Below are 19,841 nucleotides of genomic sequence, written 5' to 3'. Positions count from 1 at the left end.
CGGCGGCCGAAACCACCAGGATCGCGCCGTCCATCTGCGCGGCACCCGTGATCATGTTCTTCACGTAGTCGGCGTGGCCCGGGCAGTCGACGTGGGCATAGTGCCGCGCCGCCGTCTCGTATTCCACATGCGCCGTCGAGATCGTGATGCCGCGCGCCTTCTCCTCCGGCGCCGCGTCGATCTGGTCGTAGGCCTTGTACTCGCCGAAGTACTTCGTGATCGCAGCCGTCAGCGACGTCTTGCCATGGTCGACGTGGCCGATCGTCCCGATGTTCACATGAGGCTTGGTGCGCTCGAATTTACCTTTTGCCATGTGAGGTCTCCATTTCCTGCTGCCCGTCCCGGGCGATTGATCTTACTGACGACAGTCCCTGGGGATCAGGCGTACTTCTTCTGGATTTCCTGCGCGACCGCGTTCGGAACCGGCTCGTAGTGGTCGAACTGCATCGTGTACTGGGCGCGGCCCTGCGACATCGAACGCAGCGTGTCGACGTACTTGAACATGTTCGCGAGCGGCACCATCGCGTTGATCACGGTGGCGATACCGCGCATCTCCTGGTTCTGGATCTGCCCGCGGCGGCCGTTGAGGTCACCGATGACCGAACCGACGTAGTCCTCCGGCGTCACGACCTCGACCTTCATGATCGGTTCGAGCAGCTGTGCGCCGGCCTTCTGCGCACCCTCGCGGAACGCCGCGCGGGACGCGATCTCGAAGGCGAGAACCGAGGAGTCGACGTCGTGGTAAGCGCCGTCGATCAGGGTCGCCTTGACGCCCAGCATCGGGAAGCCCGCGACCGGACCCGAGGACATGACACTCTGGATGCCCTTCTGGACGCCCGGAATGTATTCCTTCGGCACCGAGCCGCCGACGATCTTGGACTCGAACAGGAAGTCCTCGCCCTCGGGGTTCGGCTCGAACACCAGCTTGACGCGGGCGAACTGGCCCGTACCGCCGGTCTGCTTCTTGTGCGTGTAGTCGATCTCGGCGACCTTGGTGATGGTCTCGCGATAGGCCACCTGCGGCGCACCGACGTTTGCCTCGACCTTGAACTCACGCCGCATGCGGTCGACGATGATGTCGAGATGCAGCTCGCCCATGCCGGCGATGATGGTCTGGCCCGATTCCTCGTCGGTCTTGACGCGGAAGGACGGGTCCTCGGCCGCCAGGCGGTTGAGCGCGAGGCCCATCTTCTCCTGGTCGCCCTTGGTCTTCGGCTCGATCGCGATCTGAATGACCGGATCGGGGAACTCCATGCGCTCGAGGATGACCGGCTTCAGCGGATCGCACAGCGTGTCGCCCGTGGTCGTGTCCTTGAGCCCGGCCAGCGCGACGATGTCGCCGGCATAGGCCTCGTCGATGTCCTCGCGCGAATTGGAATGCATCTGCAGCATGCGGCCGATGCGTTCCTTCTTGCCCTTGACCGTGTTGTCCACGGAAATGCCCTTCTTCAGCACGCCCGAATAGATGCGGCAGAAGGTGAGCGAACCGACGAACGGGTCGTTCATGATCTTGAAGGCCAGCATCGACAGCGGCTCGTCGTCGGACGACTTGCGCGAGATCTCGGCTTCGGTCTTGGGATCGATGCCCTTGATGTCGAAGACGTCGACCGGCGACGGCAGGAAGTCGACGACGCCGTCGAGCAGCGGCTGAACGCCCTTGTTCTTGAAGGCCGAGCCGCAGAACATCGGGAAGAACTTGACGAGGATGGTGCCCTTGCGGATCAGCGAGCGCAGTTCGTCGTTGGAGGGCATCTCGCCTTCCAGGTAACGCTCCAGCGCGCCCTCGTCCATCTCGACCGCGGTCTCGATCATCTTCTCGCGGTACTCTTCGGCCTTCGCCTGCATGTCGGCGGGGATGTCGAGGATGTCCCACTCGGCGCCGAGGTTCTCGGACTTCCAGACCAGGGCCTTCATCTCGATCAGGTCGATGACGCCGGCGAAATCGTTCTCCGCGCCGATCGGAAGCTGCACGACCACCGGCGTCGCGCCGAGGCGGCTCTGCACCATCTCGACCGAGCGGTAGAAGTCGGCGCCGATCTTGTCCATCTTGTTGCAGAAGATCATGCGCGGCACGTGATACTTGTCGGCCTGGCGCCAGACGGTCTCGGTCTGCGGCTCCACGCCGGCATTCGCGTCGAGCAGCGCGATCGCGCCGTCGAGAACGCGCAGCGAACGCTCCACCTCGATGGTGAAGTCGACGTGGCCGGGGGTGTCGATGATGTTGAAGCGGCGCTTCTTGCCGTCGCGGCCCTGCCAGAAGGTGGTCGTGGCGGCCGACGTGATGGTGATGCCGCGCTCCTGCTCCTGCTCCATCCAGTCCATGGTCGCGGCGCCATCGTGGACTTCGCCGATCTTGTGCGACTTGCCCGTGTAGAACAGGACGCGCTCGGTCGTCGTGGTCTTGCCGGCGTCGATGTGCGCCATGATACCGAAGTTTCGGTAGTCTTCGATCTTATAGTCGCGGGCCATGGGAGTGCCTCTCGCTTGCTCTTGTCGCCTAGCCGATTACCAGCGGTAATGAGCGAAGGCGCGGTTGGCTTCCGCCATCCGGTGGGTGTCTTCACGCTTCTTGACCGCGGTGCCGCGGTTGTTGGCGGCGTCCATCAGTTCGCCCGACAGGCGATCGACCATGGTCGTCTCGTTGCGGCCGCGGGCCGCGGTGATCAGCCAGCGGATCGCCAGCGCCTGACGGCGCTCCGGACGCACGTCGACGGGGACCTGGTAGGTGGCGCCGCCGACACGGCGCGAACGGACTTCCACGTGCGGCGCGACGTTGTCGAGCGCCTGGTGGAACACCGTGACCGGCTCCTGCTTCGTCTTGGTCTGAACCTGGTCGAGCGCGCTGTAGACGATCGTCTCGGCGGTCGACTTCTTGCCGTGAAGCATGATCGCATTCATGAACTTGGTGACGACCAGGTCCCCGAACTTCGGATCCGGGTTGATCTCACGCTTTTCTGCTCTGTGACGACGGGACATATTTTCTCAGCCTCAAATCCTGCGGGGCGGCCCGGGCGCTTCGTGGTGCCCGGATCGACCGACGCTCAGGTCACTTCGGACGCTTCGCGCCGTACTTCGAACGGCGCTGCTTGCGGTTCTTCACGCCCTGCGTGTCGAGCACGCCGCGGATGATGTGGTAGCGGACGCCGGGAAGGTCCTTCACGCGGCCGCCGCGGATCATGACGACCGAGTGTTCCTGGAGGTTGTGGCCCTCGCCGGGGATGTAGCCGATCACTTCGAAGCCGTTGACGAGGCGTATCTTGGCGACCTTGCGCAGCGCCGAGTTCGGCTTCTTCGGCGTCGTGGTGTAGACGCGCGTGCAGACGCCCCGCTTCTGCGGATTGGCCTGCATGGCCGGAACCTTGTTGCGCTTCACCGGCGCTATGCGCGGCTTGCGGATCAGCTGGTTTACGGTAGGCATTAAACCTTCCTCTTTCTAAAATTCCGTGTCTCAAGCCCGGAAGGGGCCGCAATGAGCGCCATTTCCATACGCGAAGCCGGGCCAAACACCGCAGATGCGGTCCCGCCCGAACAAACAGCAGAGGAAGCGCTTCTGCGCCTCATGCACGCCGGAGATGTTGTCGCTCGTAAAACGAACCCTGTTTGAGACGAACTTCGAAGCGCGTCGCTCCGAAAGGCCAAGTCTCACATCGGCTCAGACGAGGCGGCTTCTACCCGCAGTCGCCCCGACCGTCAACCCCGCAGGGCCGATTATCTCGCCGAAACCGCGGCTTGGATGAAGACCGGTTCCGGCTGGCAAGAAAATTGCGCCGCACGACCGAACCCAAGCCGAATATGTCGGCATTCGTACTGTCGTGGGCGCGACGACCATGCGAGAAGACGAGATAGGCACGGGGGGTGCGCTCGACAAGACGAAGACAAACGGAATCACCGGCATGAACGACAACGAACTGCGACCCGTCACCATCATCACCGGCCGGGTTCGGCGCAACAAGGGCGACGATTCGCAAGGGGTGCACGTCCTCCTGGTCGCGCCCGATGACGACACGGCCGTCCGCACCGCGCTGGAGGCCCTCGCCCGCGAAGGCTACGCCGAGGCGGAGCTCGACCAGATCGGGGACATGGACGGGGTTCCTGACGACGAACCACACCTGTCCGCCTTCCAGGGCGCCATCGAAGGCGCCGTCTCGATCGTGACTTTCGACGAGGCGTTCTGAGCGTCCTGCCGCACCGCTCGGCCGACATCCGTCTCGAAATGAAAAAGGCCGTCCGGCGGGGCATGGAACCGGACGGCCAAGAAGCGGCTGGGAGGTCATGGACCCGATCGACTGCCGCAACGTCATCTAGCCCGGACCATGGAATGCGGTATGTGAGCTAGTTCACTCACGCGAGAACCATTTCTCCACGACTCCGGCGAGCCGGGCTTCCCAACGAAAATGGGCCACCGGATTGCTCCGGTGGCCCATGTGTTTTCAGGCAGAGCGCCGCTATTCCGCGGCGTTGCTGGTCATGTCGGCCAGCATCGGCTCGGCCATTTCCACGCCCGACGACTTGCGCCGTTCGTCGAGGATCAGTTCGTCGCGCGCCTTGGCGATGCGGCGGATCTGGCTCATCGTGCCGCCCGTGCCCGCCGGGATCAGGCGTCCGACGATGACGTTCTCCTTCAGGCCCTGCAACGTGTCGGTCTTGCCGGCCACAGCCGCTTCGGTGAGCACCCGGGTCGTCTCCTGGAAGGAGGCGGCCGAGATGAAGGACGGCGTCTGCAACGAGGCCTTGGTGATGCCCAGGAGCACCGGCTGGCCGGACGCTGGCTTCTTGCCCTCCTCGACGAGACGCTCGTTGATCTCGTCGAACTCGATGACGTCGACGTGGTCGCCCGGGATGTAGACCGAGTCGCCCTGCTCCGTGATCTCGACCTTCTGCAGCATCTGGCGGACGATCACCTCGATGTGCTTGTCGTTGATCAGAACGCCCTGCAGACGGTAGACCTCCTGGATCTCGTTGACGAGGTAGGACGCAAGCGCCTCCACGCCCTTGATGGCCAGGATGTCGTGCGGCGCCGGGTTGCCGTCGAGGATGTAGTCACCCTTCTCGATCGCGTCGCCGTCCTGGAGGTGGAACGGCTTGCCCTTCGGGATCAGGTACTCGACCGGCTCCGCGCCCTCCTCGTGCGGCTCGATGATGATGCGGCGCTTGTTCTTGTAGTCGCGCCCGAACCGCACCGTGCCGTCGATCTCGGCGATGATGGCGTGGTCCTTCGGACGGCGTGCCTCGAAGAGTTCGGCCACCCGCGGCAGACCGCCGGTGATGTCCTTCGTCTTGGCGCTTTCCATCGGGATACGCGCCACCACGTCGCCCGGCTTGACCTGTGAACCCGGTTCGACCGAAAGCACGGCCTCGACAGAGAGCTGGAAGCGGGCGTCGCCGCCCTTGGCCAGCTTGCCGACCTTGCCCTTGGCATCCATGATCGTGATCGCCGGCTTGAGGTCCGACCCGCGCGGGGTCGAACGCCAGTCGATGACCTCGCGCTTGGTGATGCCGGTGGACTCGTCGGTGGTCTCCTGCACGGAGAGCCCGTCCACGAGGTCCTCGAACTCCACACGCCCTTCGATCTCGGTGAGGATCGGACGGGTGTACGGATCCCACTCGGCAATGCGCTGCCCGCGCTTCACCTTGTCGCCGTCGTCCACGAAGATGCGCGAGCCGTAGGCCACGCGGTGGACTGCGCGCTCCTTGCCGCCCTCGTCGAGGATGATCACCGCCATGTTGCGGCCCATGACGACCAGGTGGCCGTCGGAGTTGCGCACCACGTTGCGGTTGCGGATCGCCACGGTGCCCTCGTAGGACGCCTCCAGGAAGGAGCTATCCACCACCTGGGCGGTGCCGCCCATGTGGAAGGTACGCATGGTGAGCTGCGTTCCCGGCTCGCCGATCGACTGCGCGGCGATAACGCCGACGGCCTCGCCCTGGTTCACGGGGGTACCGCGCGCCAGGTCTCGCCCGTAGCAGACCGCGCAAACGCCGACCTTCACCTCGCAGGTGAGCGCCGAGCGGATGCGGATCGACTGGATGCCCGCCTTCTCGATCGCCTCGACGTCACGCTCGTCCATCAGCGTGCCGGCCTTGACGATCAGGTCGCCGGTGACCGGGTGGTTGATGTCGTCGAGCGCGGTGCGCCCGAGCACGCGCTGGCCGAGCGAGGCCACGACCTGTCCGGCATCCACGATGGGCTGCATGGTCAGGCCCTTGTCGGTGCCGCAGTCGACCGCGTTGACGATGCAGTCCTGCGCCACGTCGACGAGGCGACGCGTCAGGTAACCCGAGTTCGCCGTCTTCAGGGCGGTGTCTGCCAGGCCCTTGCGGGCGCCGTGCGTCGAGTTGAAGTACTCGAGAACGGTCAGGCCTTCCTTGAAGTTCGAGATGATCGGCGTCTCGATGATCTCGCCCGACGGCTTGGCCATGAGGCCGCGCATGCCGGCGAGCTGACGCATCTGGGTCGGAGACCCGCGGGCGCCCGAGTGGCTCATCATGTAGATCGAGTTCATCGGCTTCTGGCGGCCATTGTCCTCGAACTCGACCGCCTTGATGCGGGCCATCATCTCCTCGGCGACCTTCTCCGAGCACTTGGCCCAGGCGTCGACCACCTTGTTGTACTTCTCGCCCTGGGTGATTAGGCCGTCATTGTACTGCTGCTCGTACTCCTTCGCGAGCGCCTCCGTGTCGGCGACCAGCTTGAGCTTGGCATCCGGGATCAGCATGTCGTCCTTGCCGAACGAGATGCCGGCGCGGCAGGCATGGCCGAAGCCGAGCTGCATGATCCGGTCGCAGAAGATGACCGTCTCCTTCTGCCCGCAGTGCCGGTAGACCGTGTCGATCATGCGCGAGATGTTCTTCTTAGTCATCTCCTGGTTGCAGATGTCAAACGGCACGTTGACGTTCTTCGGCAGGAGTTCGCCGATGATCATGCGTCCGGGCGTCGTCTCGTGGATCGCCGAAGTCGGCTTGCCGGCCGCGTCGACCGTCTTGAAGCGGCCCCTGATCTTGGTGTGCAGCGTCACCGCCTTGGTCTCGAGCGCGTGGTGCAGCTCGCCCATGTCGGCGAACACCATCCCCTCGCCCGGCTCGTTCTGGTTGACGATCGACAGGTAGTAGAGACCGAGCACCATGTCCTGCGAGGGCACGATGATGGGCGCGCCGTTCGCCGGATGCAGGATGTTGTTGGTCGACATCATGAGGACGCGGGCTTCCAGCTGCGCCTCCAGCGACAGCGGCACGTGCACGGCCATCTGGTCGCCGTCGAAGTCAGCGTTGAAGGCCGTGCAGACCAGCGGATGAAGCTGAATCGCCTTGCCCTCGATCAGGATCGGCTCGAACGCCTGGATACCGAGGCGGTGCAGCGTCGGCGCGCGGTTGAGCAGCACCGGATGCTCGCGGATGACCTCGTCGAGGATGTCCCAGACTTCCGGCTTCTCCTTCTCGACCAGCTTCTTGGCCTGCTTGACGGTGGACGAATAGCCCTTGGCGTCGAGCCGCGCGTAGATGAACGGCTTGAACAGCTCCAGCGCCATCTTCTTGGGCAGACCACACTGGTGCAGCTTGAGCTCCGGACCGGTCACGATGACCGAGCGGCCCGAATAGTCGACGCGCTTGCCGAGCAGGTTCTGGCGGAACCGGCCCTGCTTGCCCTTGAGCATGTCGGAGAGCGACTTCAGCGGGCGCTTGTTGGCGCCGGTGATGACGCGGCCGCGGCGGCCGTTGTCGAACAGGGCGTCGACCGCTTCCTGAAGCATGCGCTTCTCGTTGCGGATGATGATGCCAGGCGCGCGCAGCTCGATCAGCCGCTTCAGACGGTTGTTACGGTTGATGACGCGGCGGTAGAGGTCGTTCAGGTCCGACGTGGCGAAACGGCCGCCGTCGAGCGGAACCAGCGGACGCAGGTCCGGCGGGATCACGGGGATGATCTTCATGATCATCCACTCCGGACGGTTGCCGGACTCCATGAAGTTCTCGACCACCTTCAGCCGCTTCAGGAGCTTCTTCTGCTTCAGGTCGGACGTGGTCGTGGCGAGTTCGTCGCGCAGGTCGACCGCGATCCGCTCCAGGTCCATGCCGGCCAGAAGTTCGTGGATCGCCTCGGCCCCGATCATGGCGGTGAAGGAATCCTCGCCAAAATTGTCGACGGCCGTCATGTACTCTTCCTCGGACAGAAGCTGGTGCTGCTTCAGGTCCGTCAGGCCGGGTTCGGTGACGATGTAGTTCTCGAAGTAGAGGACGCGCTCAATGTCCTTCAGCGTCATGTCGAGCAACGTGCCGATGCGCGACGGCAGCGACTTCAGGAACCAGATGTGAGCGACGGGAGCGGCCAGCTCGATATGGCCCATGCGCTCGCGGCGGACGCGCGACAGCGTGACTTCCACGCCGCACTTCTCGCAGATGATGCCCTTGTACTTCATGCGCTTGTACTTGCCGCACAGGCACTCGTAATCCTTGATGGGACCGAAGATGCGCGCGCAGAACAGGCCGTCGCGTTCGGGCTTGAACGTGCGGTAGTTGATCGTCTCGGGCTTCTTGATCTCGCCGAACGACCAGGACAGGATCTTGTCCGGGCTCGCGAGCGATATCCGAATGGAATCAAAGGTCTGCGCCGGAACCTGCGCATTGAAGAGATTCATGACCTCTTGGTTCATGCCGTTCTCCTGTTAGAGGCCGTGGCCGACCTCCGTTTTCAAAATCTCCGGACCGTTCGGCCCGGTGTTGACGGCGGTTCGGCCTTGAATATGGCCCCCGCGCCGCCTCCGACAAGCACCCGCCCGCCCCTGGGGGCAGCGGGAAACGCGCATCGCGGAGCTCTCCGCGATGCGCTCGATCCCGTCTACTCGGCCGCGTCCGGCAGGCGCGCCGGCTGCTCGTCCAGCCGGCTGTTCTCCAGCTCCACGCTGAGGCCCAGCGAGCGCATTTCCTTGACGAGAACGTTGAAGCTCTCCGGAATGCCCGCCTCGAACGTGTCGTCGCCGCGCACGATCGCCTCGTAGACCTTGGTGCGGCCGGCCACGTCGTCCGACTTCACCGTCAGCATCTCCTGCAGCGTGTAGGCCGCGCCGTACGCCTCGAGCGCCCAGACCTCCATCTCGCCGAAGCGCTGGCCGCCGAACTGCGCCTTGCCGCCCAGCGGCTGCTGGGTGACGAGCGAGTACGGACCGATCGAACGCGCGTGGATCTTGTCGTCCACCAGGTGGTGAAGCTTGAGCATATATATGTAGCCCATCGTCACCTTGCGATCGAACGGCTCGCCCGTGCGTCCGTCGTAGAGCACCGACTGTCCGCTGGTGTGCAGGCCCGCCTGCTCCAGCATCTCGTTGATGTCGGCTTCGTGCGCGCCGTCGAAGACGGGCGTGGCGATCGAGACGCCGCGCTTCATCTGGTCGGCAAGCCTGACCACACTCTCGTCGTCGTAGCGCCGCACCGGCTCGTTGCGGTCATTGTCCGGGATCAGCTGCTCGAGCGTGTCGCGCAGCGGCTGGATCTCGCCGCCCGCCCTGTAGGCCTCGACCAGATCGCCGATCTTGCGGCCCATGCCCGCGCAGGCCCAGCCCAGATGCGTCTCCAGGATCTGGCCTACGTTCATGCGCGACGGCACGCCGAGCGGATTGAGCACGATGTCGGCATGCGTACCGTCTTCCAGGAACGGCATGTCCTCCACCGGCACGATCCGCGACACGACACCCTTGTTGCCGTGACGGCCGGCCATCTTGTCGCCGGGCTGGATCTTGCGCTTCACCGCGACGAAGACCTTGACCATCTTCATGACGCCGGGCGGCATCTCGTCGCCGCGCTGCACCTTCTCGACCTTGTCCATGAAGCGCTGCTCGAGCGCCTTCTTGGAATCGTCGTACTGGGCGCGAAGCGCTTCGATCTCGCTCTGCAGCTTCTCGTCCTCGACGGCGAACTGCCACCACTGCGAACGGGGATACTCGTCGAGGATCTCCTTCGAAAGGCTCGAGCCCTTCTTGAAGCCCTTCGGCCCCGCGATGGCATCCTTGCCCTTCAGCATGTCGACGAGACGCGAATAGACGTTGCGGTCCAGGATCGCCTGCTCGTCGTCGCGGTCCTTGGCCAGGCGCTCGATCTCCTCGCGCTCGATCTGCATCGCGCGCTCGTCCTTCTCGACGCCGTGGCGGTTGAAGACGCGCACCTCCACGACCGTGCCGAAGGTCCCGGGCGGCATGCGCATGGACGTGTCGCGCACGTCGGACGCCTTCTCGCCGAAGATGGCGCGCAGCAGCTTCTCCTCCGGCGTCATCGGGCTCTCGCCCTTCGGCGTGATCTTGCCGACCAGGATGTCGCCCGGCTGCACTTCGGCGCCGATGTAGACGATGCCGGCCTCGTCGAGGTTCTTCAGCGCTTCTTCCGAGACGTTGGGAATGTCGCGCGTGATCTCTTCCGGCCCGAGCTTGGTGTCGCGCGCCATCACCTCGAATTCCTCGATGTGGATCGAGGTGAAGACGTCATCCGACACGATGCGCTCGGACAGCAGGATCGAGTCCTCGTAGTTGTAGCCGTTCCACGGCATGAACGCGACGAGCACGTTCCTGCCCAGCGCGAGGTCGCCGAGTTCGGTCGACGGACCGTCCGCGATGATGTCGCCCTTCTCGAGCCGGTCACCCACGCGCACCAGCGGACGCTGATTGATGCAGGTGTTCTGGTTCGAACGCTGAAACTTCATCAGCCGGTAGATATCGACGCCGGACTTGCCCGGATCGACGTCCTCGGTCGCACGGATGACGATACGGGTCGCGTCCACCTGGTCGACGATGCCGGTCCGGCGCGCCGCGATCGCGGCACCCGAATCGCGCGCCACGACCGGCTCCATGCCTGTACCCACGAACGGAGCCTCGGCGCGCACCAGCGGCACGGCCTGACGCTGCATGTTCGAGCCCATCAGCGCGCGGTTGGCGTCGTCGTTCTCCAGGAACGGGATCAGCGCCGCTGCGACAGACACCATCTGCTTGGGCGACACGTCCATCAGATCGACGTTCTCGCGCGGGGTCATCATCACCTCGCCGGAGTGGCGGCAGATGACGAACTCCTCGGTGAACCGGCCGTCCTTGTCGAGTACGGCGTTCGCCTGTGCGACGTAGTGCTTGGCCTCTTCCATCGCCGAGAGATAGACGACGTCCAGCGTCACCTTGCCGTCGACGATCTTCCGGTACGGGCTTTCGATGAAGCCGTACTTGTTGACCCGGGCGAAGGTGGCGAGCGAGTTGATCAGGCCGATGTTCGGACCTTCCGGCGTTTCGATCGGGCAGATGCGGCCGTAATGCGTGACGTGGACGTCACGCACCTCGAAGCCCGCGCGCTCGCGGGTGAGACCACCGGGTCCGAGCGCCGACAGGCGGCGCTTGTGGGTGATCTCCGACAGCGGGTTGGTCTGGTCCATGAACTGCGACAGCTGCGAGGAGCCGAAGAACTCGCGCACGGCGGCCGCCGCCGGCTTGGCGTTGATCAGGTCCTGCGGCATCACCGTGTCGATCTCGATCGAGGACATGCGCTCCTTGATCGCGCGCTCCATGCGCAAAAGGCCGACGCGATACTGGTTCTCCATCAGTTCGCCGACCGAACGCACGCGGCGGTTGCCGAGATTGTCGATGTCGTCGATCTCGCCCTTGCCGTCGCGCAGTTCGACCAGCGTCTTCACCACGGCCAGGATGTCCTCCTTGCGCAGGACACGCACGGTGTCCGGGCAATCGAGTTCGAGGCGCATGTTCATCTTCACGCGGCCGACGGCCGAAAGGTCGTAGCGCTCCGAATCGAAGAACAGCGACTTGAACATGGCTTCGGCAGTGTCGAGCGTCGGCGGCTCGCCGGGACGCATGACGCGGTAGATGTCGAACAGCGCGTCCTGGCGGCCCTCGTTCTTGTCGATCGCCAGCGTGTTGCGGATGTAGCCGCCCACGTTGACGTGATCGATGTCGAGCACTTCGATCTCGGTCATACCGGCGTCGAGGAGAACCTTCAGCGTCTTCTCGTCGAGTTCGTCCCCGGCCTCGAGATAGATCTCGCCCGTCTCGGGATTGACGACGTCCTGCGCGAGGTAGCTGCCGTAGATGTCGTCCTCCGTGGCGCGGATGAACTTCACGCCCTTCTCGACCAGCTGCCGCGCCTGGCGCGCGGTGATCTTCTTGCCAGCCTCGACCAGCACTTCGCCGGTGTCGGCATTGACCAGTTCGGCGACGGCCTTGCGGCCACGAAAGCGGTCCGGCGAGAACGGCGCACGCCAGTTGTCGCCGTCCTTCTCGTAGGTCAGCTTGTTGTAGAACGTGTCGAGGATCTCCTCGCCGTCCATGCCGAGCGCCATCAGCAGCGACGTCACAGGGATCTTGCGGCGGCGGTCGATGCGGGCATGCACGACGTCCTTGGAATCGAACTCGATGTCGAGCCACGAGCCGCGGTACGGGATCACGCGCGCAGCGAACAGCAGCTTGCCCGACGAGTGCGACTTGCCCTTGTCGTGGTCGAAGAAGACGCCCGGCGAGCGGTGCATCTGCGACACGATCACGCGCTCGGTGCCGTTGACGATGAAGGTGCCGTTCGACGTCATGAGCGGCATGTCGCCCATGTAGACGTCCTGCTCCTTGATGTCCTTGATCGACTTGGCGCCGGTGTCCTCGTCGATGTCGAACACGATCAGGCGCAGCGTCACCTTGAGCGGGGCGGCGTAGGTCAGGTCGCGCTGGCGACACTCGTCGACGTCGAACTTCGGCAGTTCGAACTCGTACTTGACGAACTCCAGCATCGAGGCGCCGGAGAAGTCGGAGATCGGGAACACGGACTTGAAAACGGCCTGCAGACCCTCGTCCGCCCGGCCGCCCTTCGGCTCCTCCACCATGAGAAACTGGTCGTAGGATGCTTTCTGAACCTCGATGAGGTTCGGCATTTCCGCAACTTCCGGTATTTTCCCGAAGAACTTGCGTACGCGCCTGCGACCATTGAACGTGTGGGTCTGGGCCATCGTCGCTCCTTGTTGCCTTACTGGCTTGTCTTCCAATCCGCTGCAGGCTACGCGCAGCGGCTATCCAAAACGGGCGAAAACCCGTTGCCTGAAAGCCGCTTCGCGGCCGTCAGGAAAAGGGTTCCCCACCATGCGCGTCGTTCCCGCGGGCGTGCCCGGCGGGTTGGCGGACGGGCGAACCCGTCCGCCGGAACGCGATGACTACTTCAGTTCGACCTTGGCGCCAGCCTTCTCGAGCTGGTCCTTGATCTTGTCTGCCTCGGCCTTGTTGACGCCTTCCTTGACCGCCTTCGGAGCGGCCTCGACGAGGTCCTTGGCTTCCTTGAGTCCCAGGCCGGTGATGGCGCGGACTTCCTTGATGACGTTGATCTTCTGCGCACCCGCCTCGGCGAGCACGACGTCGAACTCGGTCTTCTCCTCGACGGGAGCGGCGGCAGCGGCACCGCCGCCGGCGGCAACGGCCGCGACCGGAGCGGCGGCCGAGACGCCCCACTTCTCTTCGAGCAGCTTCGAGAGTTCCGCCGCCTCGAGGACGGTCAGGCTCGACAGGTCTTCAACGATTTTGGCGAGATCAGCCATTGTCTTTTTCCTTCATGAGGTTCGAACGTGTGATGATGACAGCGAGGAACGGCCTCATGCCGCCTCGTCCTTCCGGGCATAGGCGCCGAACACGCGGGCCAGCTGTGCTGCCGGCGCGTTGACGACCTGGGCGATCCGGGTTGCCGGCGTGGAGATCATCCCCACCAGCCTGGCGCGAAGTTCGTCGAGCGACGGCAACGTCGCAAGCGCCTTCACACCTTCGGCGTCGAGTCCGGTCGCACCCATTGCGCCGCCGAGAATGACGAGCTTGTCATTCCCCTTGGCGAATTCGGACGCGACCTTCGGCGCCACAACCGGATCCTCGGAATAGGCAATCAGGGTCTGTCCCTTGAAAAGGGCCTGTATGCCTTCCGATTCCGTGCCCTGAAGAGCGATCTTGGCGAGACGGTTCTTCGCGACTTTTACGGTACCGCCGGCTGCGCGCATCTTCGTGCGAAGATCGTTCATTTGCGCAACGGTGATACCGGCATAGTGGGCCACGACGACCGAGCCCGAGGTGCTGAACACCCCGTTCAGGTCCGTGACGAGTTCGCGCTTTTCCGCTCTGTCCACTGCCTATCTCCAGTTGACGGCCCTCCTTGCGGGAGAAACCATCGGGTTGCCTTTTGCCGGCCGGGCCATCGGTTAAGATCGCCCGAGCGACACTCGAGGATCCTGCCCCCTTTCGCCACGTTCCGCGGAACTTCGGTCCCTCGCAACGCGCAGACAAAAGGCAAACACGGTTCGAACCTTCTCCGGAGCCTTCCGGCTCCCTTGTCGGGTCGTCCCCGTCTCATGCAGACCCATGCGGATTAAGGACCAGGAGACCCTGGTCCGCCTGCAATCTCGGACAGGATATCCGGAAGGTTCGACCCTTCCGGAATCCGGGCCCGGAGGCCCGGAATTCGTTTTCCGGAAACCGTTTAGGACGGTTTCCGGAGATAGCGGATCAGGACGCCGCCGTCAGCGACGACGGATCGACCTTGAGGCCAGGGCCCATCGTGGAGGACACCGCGACCTTCTTGAGGTAATTGCCCTTGGCGCCCGCCGGCTTGGCCTTGACGACCGCATCGGCGAAGGCGCGCACGTTCTCGACCAGCTTGTCGAGCTCGAAGGAAGCCTTGCCGACGCCGCCATGCACGATGCCGGCCTTCTCGACACGGAACTCGACGGCGCCGCCCTTGGAGGCCTTCACGGCCGAGGCGACGTCCATCGTCACGGTACCGACCTTCGGGTTCGGCATCATGCCGCGCGGGCCGAGCACCTTGCCGAGACGGCCGACGAGCGGCATCATGTCCGGCGTGGCGATGCAGCGATCGAAGTTGATCTCGCCCTTCTGCACGGTCTCGACCAGGTCCTCCGCGCCGACGACGTCGGCACCGGCTTTTGTCGCTTCCTCGGCCTTGGCGCCGCGCGCGAACACCGCCACGCGCACCGTGCGTCCGGTTCCGTTCGGCAGGTTCACCACGCCGCGCACCATCTGGTCCGCATGGCGGGGGTCGACGCCGAGGTTCATCGCGATCTCGATCGTCTCGTCGAACTTTGCCGTGGCCCGCTCCTTGAGCATCTTCACGGCCTCGGCGAGGTCGTAGGACTTGTTGGGGTCGAGGCCCTCGCGGGACTTGGCGACTCGTTTTGCTGTCTTTGCCATCGTCTTACCCCACGACCTCGAGACCCATGGACCGCGCCGAGCCTTCGACCATGCGCATGGCCGCGTCGACGTCGTTCGCGTTGAGATCCTTCATCTTCGCCTCGGCGATCTCGCGCACCTGATCGCGGGAGATCTCGCCCGCCTTCTGCTTGCCCGGCTCCTTGGCGCCGGACTTCAGCTTGGCGGCCTTCTTCAGGAAATAGCTCACCGGCGGCGTCTTCATGACGAAGGTGAACGACTTGTCCTGGTAGTAGGTGATGACGACGGGGGTCGGCTGACCCTTTTCCATTTCCTGGGTCTGGGCGTTGAACGCCTTGCAGAACTCCATGATGTTGATGCCGCGCTGACCGAGCGCCGGGCCGATCGGGGGCGACGGAGTCGCCGATCCCGCTGCGACCTGGAGCTTGAGCTGGCCTGCAATCTTCTTAGCCATATCTCTTCTGCCCTGGTTTCATGCCGGACGTATCCGGCGGTTGCAGCCGGGTGGTGCGGGTCCGCGGCCGGCTCGAGCCACTTTTCCCTTCCACCCACTCGATGCCGGCGAACCTCGCCGACGCCACCCTCCGGCCGAGGCCGACGGGATGTCTGGTCAGCCCTTCTCGACCTGACCGAATTCCAGATCCACGGGAACGGCACGGCCGAAGATCGACACTTCGACCTTCAGGCGCGAGCGCTCCTCGTCCACTTCCTGCACATAGCCGTTGAACGACGCGAACGGCCCGTCCGAAACGCGCACCTGCTCGCCGATCTCGAAGGATATCGAGGGCTTCGGCCGCTCCACACCTTCCTGCACCTGGTGCAGGATGCGATCGGCTTCGGCGTCGGTGATCGGCACCGGGCGCGCGTCGCCCAGGAATCCCGTCACCTTCGGGGTATTCTTGATCAGCGAGAACACCGCGTCAGTGAGCGTGGCGCGCACCAGCACGTAGCCCGGGAAGAACTTGCGCTCTGCGTCCACCTTGCGGCCACGCCGCACTTCCACCACCCTCTCGGTCGGCACCACGATCTGTTCGATCTGGTCGGAAAGACCCTTCTGGCGCGCCTTGTTTTCGATGTCCTCGGCGACCTTCTTCTCGAAATTCGAGTAGGCGTGGACGATGTACCACCGCGCAGTCATGTCAGATGCTCTCCGTAGTCGCCGGTCTATCGCCCGATGCCGAGGATCAGCTCGACGCCGAGCGCCATGATCTGATCGGCGGCGAAAAAGAAAATTGCCGCAAGAAACGCAAAAATGAGGACCATGGCGGTCGAAATCAGCGTCTCGCGCCGCGAAGGCCAAGTGACCTTCGAGGTTTCCTGGCGCACCTGCTGGAGAAAGGTAAATGGGTTGGTGGTTTTTGACGCCATCTGCCGCTCTGCTTTCGAGTACCCGTAGGCCGGGCTTCTGATGGTCCCGATGAAGGGAACGTTCTTCGGTCACGGACAGACATTCGAAAACCGAACATTCTGCCCATGCAATAAGGGCGCGAAAAGCCAATTCCGGCCTCACGCACCGTGTGTCTGGATGCAGCTATCTAAAGATGAACGCGCGCCGATGCAAGTGGCCATTTCGCCCGATCGCGAAAATGTTCCATGGGGCAGCGGTTACGCTGGGAAACCGCGGCCCGCGATCCGATGGCAGGGGCAGCAGGGCTCGAACCTGCGACCTGCGGTTTTGGAGACCGCCGCTCTACCAACTGAGCTATACCCCTAAGCGCAGGCGGCTACATACACATCGCGCGCGCGCCTTGCAATCGGGATGTGCCGTCCACGACATCCGTTTTGCTTCCCGGCGCAGGAAAAGCCCGGTACGCGGCGCTTCCCGCCGAACGCCGCTAGCGGTCGCGGTAGCGATTCGTGATCGGATAGCGCCGGTCGCGACCGAAATTCTTGCGCGTGATCTTCACGCCGGGCGCGGCCTGCCGTCGCTTGTATTCCGCCACGTAGAGCAGGTGCTCGATGCGCCTGACGGTCTCGCGCGGATGGCCGCGCGCCACGATCTCCTCGGTCGACATCTCGTGCTCGACCAGGCACTCGAGGATGTCGTCCAGCACCGGATAGGGCGGCAGCGAATCCTGGTCGGTCTGGTTCTCGCGCAATTCGGCCGATGGCGCCTTGGCGATGATGTTCTTCGGGATCACCTCGCCCGACGGCCCCAGCGCACCCGGTGGCACCGTGGAATTGCGCCAGGCGGCGAGCTTGTAGACCTGCATCTTGTAGAGGTCCTTGATCGGATTGAAACCGCCGTTCATATCGCCATAGAGCGTGGCGTAGCCGACCGACATCTCGGACTTGTTGCCCGTGGTCACCACCATCGAGCCGAACTTGTTGGACACCGCCATCAGGATCACGCCGCGCGAGCGGCTCTGCAGGTTTTCCTCGGTGATCCCTTCCTGCGTGCCCTCGAAGAGGTGGCTCAGCGCGCGCGTAAATCCCTCCACCGGCTCGGCGATCGGCACGATGTCGTAGCGGCAGCCGAGCGCGCGCGCACAGGCTTCGGCGTCGGTCAGCGATTCCTTCGAGGTGTAGCGGTAGGGCAGCATGATCGCGTGCAGCCGCTCCTCGCCCAGCGCATCGACGGCGAGTGCCGCGCAGATCGCCGAATCGATGCCGCCCGAGAGCCCGAGGACCACGTTCCTGAAGCCGTTCTTGTTGACGTAGTCGCGCAGACCCAGCATGCAGGCGCGGTAGTCGGCCTCTTCGGCGTCCGGGATGCGCGACATCGGCCCGTCGACGCAGCGCCAGCCGCCCTCTCCCTCCCCACCATCGCCACCGCGCTTCCACGTCGTCACCACGACGGCCTCCTCGAACTGGCTCATCTGGAAGGCCAGCGACCTGTCGGCCCCGATGGCGAAGGAGGCACCGTCGAAGACGAGATCGTCCTGACCGCCGATCTGGTTGGCGTAGAGGATCGGCAGGCCGCTCTCGATCACCTGGCGGATGACGACCTGCTGGCGCACGTCCATCTTGCCGCGATAGTAGGGCGAGCCGTTCGGGACGAGCAGGATCTCCGCCCCGCTCTCGGCCAGCGTCTCGCACACGCCGAGGTCGCCCCAGATGTCCTCGCAGATCGGGATGCCCAATCGAATGCCACGATAGTTCACGGGGCCCTGGATCTCGGGCGAGGCCTGGAACACGCGCTTCTCGTCGAACTCGCCGTAGTTCGGCAGGTCGTACTTGTGCCGCTCGGCGATGATCTCGCCTTTATCCGCCACGATGATCGAATTGTGCAGACCGCTGGCGCGCCGGAGCGGCACGCCCACGATCACGCCCGGTCCGCCGTCGGCTGTGTCTGCGGCAAGCTGCCTGGCCGCCTCCTCGCACGCCGTCACGAACGAGGTCCGCAGCACGAGATCTTCGGGCGGGTAACCCGCGATGAAGAGTTCGGTGAAGAAGACGAGGTCCGCCCCGTGACGCGCCGCGTCCGCCCGCGCCTCACGCGCCTTGGCGAGATTGCCGTCGATGTCTCCCACGATGGGGTTCAGCTGGGCGACGGCGATGCGGAGAGTGGAAGGAGCGGACGAGATCATGGCAGGGGTTTAGCGCGCGGCAAACGGCGCGACAATGGGCGGAGCGACGGTGTCGAGCCCGCGCGATTGATCGAACTAATATTCCTCCGGTAACTCGTCGCCGGGTACCGGCGCCACCGTCCCGCCTTCGTCCAAGAACCGATCGAATGCTTTTCTCCCGCCACTTCCGGCACGCGAACGGAAATAGCTCTCGGTTTCAAGGGCCGAGAGTTTCTCTGCTACCGCGATGTTGATGAACTGATTGAGGCTCGGGCCCTCCGCCGCAGCGACGCGTTCCGCCGCCGACTTGAGCGACGGCTGTAGCCGAAGAGCGAGCTTGGACTTGTTCATGTCAAACTCCTGCAGTTCCGGCCCTGAGAAAAGTCCTACTCCTCCATATACGCACGCAGCGCCTCCGCCGAACGGTTCTCCCCGATCGACATCGACAGGATGCGCGACAGGTGGAGGTAAGGCAGCCCCGTTTCCCTCGCCCAGACGTTCATCTGCGCCTGGATGGCCGCGAGGTCCTTCTTCGAAGTGGGGTTTTCCGCGATTTCAAGCCCCGCGTCGCGCAGGGCGGCGGCCATGTCGGTCGAGACGATGAAGCCGTCCCAGCCGACCCAGCGAAGAAAATACTGGCCGGTGTTGCCGCCGAGTCGGCTGCCATGCTTGCCCAGGAATGCCATCAGCCCGACCTGGTCGTCCCCGGGCCAGCCGGCGAGGAATTTTCCGAAGCCGCCGTGCTCGGCCGAGACGCGGTCGACGAAAGCGGCGTTCTCGCGCACCGATCTGATCTTTTGCGGGTTGCGCACGATGCGGGCGTCGGACGAGAGATCGTGCCAGAAGTCGTCCGGCTGGAAGAGCAGCCGCTTCGGCTCGAAGCCGAGGAACGCCGCCTCGAATCCGGGCCATTTCTGCTCGATGACGCGCCACACGAAACCGGCCGAGAAGATCCGGCTTGCCATGGTGGAAAGGATCCGGTCGTCGGAAAGCGCCGCCACCTTTCCGTTGCCCGGTGCGTCGGGCAGAAGGGTCTTCAGCACGTCCTCGCCGCCCTTGCGGTCCGCCGCGCGTGCCCTGATCTCCTCGAAGCGCTTCATCCCCTTCTCCCGCATCGGCTTGCAAGCCTTCCCGCGCTCTGTTCAATGGCGGCGGC

16 protein-coding genes and 1 tRNA gene are annotated in these 19,841 nt (G+C 64.3%); 1 reads left to right on the top strand and 16 read right to left on the bottom strand.

Annotated elements, in window-relative coordinates; genetic code table 11:
* The 4 genes from ABGN05_RS06275 to rpsL all read right to left on the bottom strand — a co-directional run.
* Window positions 1-313, bottom strand: a 313-nt coding sequence (locus ABGN05_RS06275; protein ID WP_367953102.1) for a GTP-binding protein, incomplete at its 3' end; no start/stop codon positions are given.
* 65 nt (window positions 314-378) lie between these two features.
* Window positions 379-2,469, bottom strand: a complete 2,091-nt coding sequence (fusA, locus tag ABGN05_RS06270) for an elongation factor G (protein ID WP_367953101.1) — start codon at window positions 2,467-2,469, stop codon at window positions 379-381.
* Window positions 2,470-2,505: 36 nt separating this feature from the next.
* The gene (gene rpsG, locus ABGN05_RS06265; protein ID WP_367953100.1) at window positions 2,506-2,976 is read right to left on the bottom strand and encodes a 30S ribosomal protein S7; all 471 of its coding nucleotides are present in this window, start codon (window positions 2,974-2,976) and stop codon (window positions 2,506-2,508) included.
* Between the two features lie 70 nt (window positions 2,977-3,046).
* Window positions 3,047-3,418, bottom strand: a complete 372-nt coding sequence (gene rpsL, locus ABGN05_RS06260; RefSeq protein ID WP_024585419.1) for a 30S ribosomal protein S12 — start codon at window positions 3,416-3,418, stop codon at window positions 3,047-3,049.
* Between the two features lie 475 nt (window positions 3,419-3,893).
* On the opposite strand from rpsL, the gene ABGN05_RS06255 reads away from it, so the two are divergent.
* Window positions 3,894-4,175, top strand: a complete 282-nt coding sequence (locus ABGN05_RS06255; RefSeq protein WP_367953099.1) for a transcriptional regulator — start codon at window positions 3,894-3,896, stop codon at window positions 4,173-4,175.
* A gap of 270 nt (window positions 4,176-4,445) precedes the next feature.
* Here the strand turns inward: ABGN05_RS06255 and rpoC are convergent, their stop codons facing one another.
* The 12 genes from rpoC to ABGN05_RS06195 all read right to left on the bottom strand — a co-directional run bounded on the left by rpoC (window position 4,446) and on the right by ABGN05_RS06195 (window position 19,785).
* Window positions 4,446-8,645 (bottom strand): DNA-directed RNA polymerase subunit beta', encoded by a 4,200-nt coding sequence (rpoC, locus tag ABGN05_RS06250; RefSeq protein ID WP_367953098.1) that lies wholly within the window; start codon window positions 8,643-8,645, stop codon window positions 4,446-4,448.
* 185 nt (window positions 8,646-8,830) lie between these two features.
* Window positions 8,831-12,967, bottom strand: a complete 4,137-nt coding sequence (gene rpoB, locus ABGN05_RS06245) for a DNA-directed RNA polymerase subunit beta (protein WP_367953097.1) — start codon at window positions 12,965-12,967, stop codon at window positions 8,831-8,833.
* Between the two features lie 201 nt (window positions 12,968-13,168).
* Window positions 13,169-13,546 (bottom strand): 50S ribosomal protein L7/L12, encoded by a 378-nt coding sequence (gene rplL, locus ABGN05_RS06240; RefSeq protein WP_367953096.1) that lies wholly within the window; start codon window positions 13,544-13,546, stop codon window positions 13,169-13,171.
* Window positions 13,547-13,600: 54 nt separating this feature from the next.
* Complete coding sequence (gene rplJ, locus ABGN05_RS06235) at window positions 13,601-14,119, bottom strand: 50S ribosomal protein L10 (protein ID WP_367953095.1); 519 nt, start codon at window positions 14,117-14,119, stop codon at window positions 13,601-13,603.
* A 376-nt stretch (window positions 14,120-14,495) separates the two neighbouring features.
* Window positions 14,496-15,197 (bottom strand): 50S ribosomal protein L1, encoded by a 702-nt coding sequence (gene rplA, locus ABGN05_RS06230; RefSeq protein WP_367953094.1) that lies wholly within the window; start codon window positions 15,195-15,197, stop codon window positions 14,496-14,498.
* 4 nt (window positions 15,198-15,201) lie between these two features.
* Window positions 15,202-15,630: a 50S ribosomal protein L11 gene (gene rplK / locus ABGN05_RS06225; RefSeq protein WP_367953093.1), complete on the bottom strand. Its 429-nt coding sequence runs from the start codon at window positions 15,628-15,630 to the stop codon at window positions 15,202-15,204.
* Window positions 15,631-15,786: 156 nt separating this feature from the next.
* Complete coding sequence (gene nusG, locus ABGN05_RS06220; protein ID WP_367953092.1) at window positions 15,787-16,314, bottom strand: transcription termination/antitermination protein NusG; 528 nt, start codon at window positions 16,312-16,314, stop codon at window positions 15,787-15,789.
* A 26-nt stretch (window positions 16,315-16,340) separates the two neighbouring features.
* On the bottom strand, window positions 16,341-16,544 hold the full coding sequence (secE, locus tag ABGN05_RS06215; RefSeq protein ID WP_367953091.1) for a preprotein translocase subunit SecE: 204 nt from the start codon (window positions 16,542-16,544) through the stop codon (window positions 16,341-16,343).
* A gap of 268 nt (window positions 16,545-16,812) precedes the next feature.
* Window positions 16,813-16,888 (bottom strand) — tRNA-Trp (locus ABGN05_RS06210).
* 123 nt (window positions 16,889-17,011) lie between these two features.
* Window positions 17,012-18,706, bottom strand: a complete 1,695-nt coding sequence (locus ABGN05_RS06205; RefSeq protein ID WP_367953090.1) for an NAD+ synthase — start codon at window positions 18,704-18,706, stop codon at window positions 17,012-17,014.
* A gap of 75 nt (window positions 18,707-18,781) precedes the next feature.
* Window positions 18,782-19,036 (bottom strand): toxin-antitoxin system HicB family antitoxin, encoded by a 255-nt coding sequence (locus tag ABGN05_RS06200; protein ID WP_367953089.1) that lies wholly within the window; start codon window positions 19,034-19,036, stop codon window positions 18,782-18,784.
* Window positions 19,037-19,071: 35 nt separating this feature from the next.
* On the bottom strand, window positions 19,072-19,785 hold the full coding sequence (locus ABGN05_RS06195) for a DNA-3-methyladenine glycosylase I (RefSeq protein WP_367953088.1): 714 nt from the start codon (window positions 19,783-19,785) through the stop codon (window positions 19,072-19,074).
* Window positions 19,786-19,841 lie beyond the last annotated feature (56 nt).

Origin of the sequence: Aquibium pacificum, assembly GCF_040839445.1 — a bacterium.
GTDB lineage: Bacteria > Pseudomonadota > Alphaproteobacteria > Rhizobiales > Rhizobiaceae > Aquibium > Aquibium pacificus.
The sequence above is the reverse complement of the archived record's forward strand: the minus strand, read 5'-3'. Positions and strand labels throughout refer to the sequence as shown.

Coding starts and splice junctions, on each gene's coding strand:
- fusA (WP_367953101.1), bottom strand. CDS start 2,469: ATGGCCCGCGACTATAAGATCGAAGACTACCGAAACTTCGGTATCATG.
- rpsG (WP_367953100.1), bottom strand. CDS start 2,976: ATGTCCCGTCGTCACAGAGCAGAAAAGCGTGAGATCAACCCGGATCCG.
- rpsL (WP_024585419.1), bottom strand. CDS start 3,418: ATGCCTACCGTAAACCAGCTGATCCGCAAGCCGCGCATAGCGCCGGTG.
- ABGN05_RS06255 (WP_367953099.1), top strand. CDS start 3,894: ATGAACGACAACGAACTGCGACCCGTCACCATCATCACCGGCCGGGTT.
- rpoC (WP_367953098.1), bottom strand. CDS start 8,645: ATGAACCAAGAGGTCATGAATCTCTTCAATGCGCAGGTTCCGGCGCAG.
- rpoB (WP_367953097.1), bottom strand. CDS start 12,967: ATGGCCCAGACCCACACGTTCAATGGTCGCAGGCGCGTACGCAAGTTC.
- rplL (WP_367953096.1), bottom strand. CDS start 13,546: ATGGCTGATCTCGCCAAAATCGTTGAAGACCTGTCGAGCCTGACCGTC.
- rplA (WP_367953094.1), bottom strand. CDS start 15,197: ATGGCAAAGACAGCAAAACGAGTCGCCAAGTCCCGCGAGGGCCTCGAC.
- rplK (WP_367953093.1), bottom strand. CDS start 15,630: ATGGCTAAGAAGATTGCAGGCCAGCTCAAGCTCCAGGTCGCAGCGGGA.
- nusG (WP_367953092.1), bottom strand. CDS start 16,314: ATGACTGCGCGGTGGTACATCGTCCACGCCTACTCGAATTTCGAGAAG.
- secE (WP_367953091.1), bottom strand. CDS start 16,544: ATGGCGTCAAAAACCACCAACCCATTTACCTTTCTCCAGCAGGTGCGC.
- ABGN05_RS06205 (WP_367953090.1), bottom strand. CDS start 18,706: ATGATCTCGTCCGCTCCTTCCACTCTCCGCATCGCCGTCGCCCAGCTG.
- ABGN05_RS06200 (WP_367953089.1), bottom strand. CDS start 19,036: ATGAACAAGTCCAAGCTCGCTCTTCGGCTACAGCCGTCGCTCAAGTCG.
- ABGN05_RS06195 (WP_367953088.1), bottom strand. CDS start 19,785: ATGAAGCGCTTCGAGGAGATCAGGGCACGCGCGGCGGACCGCAAGGGC.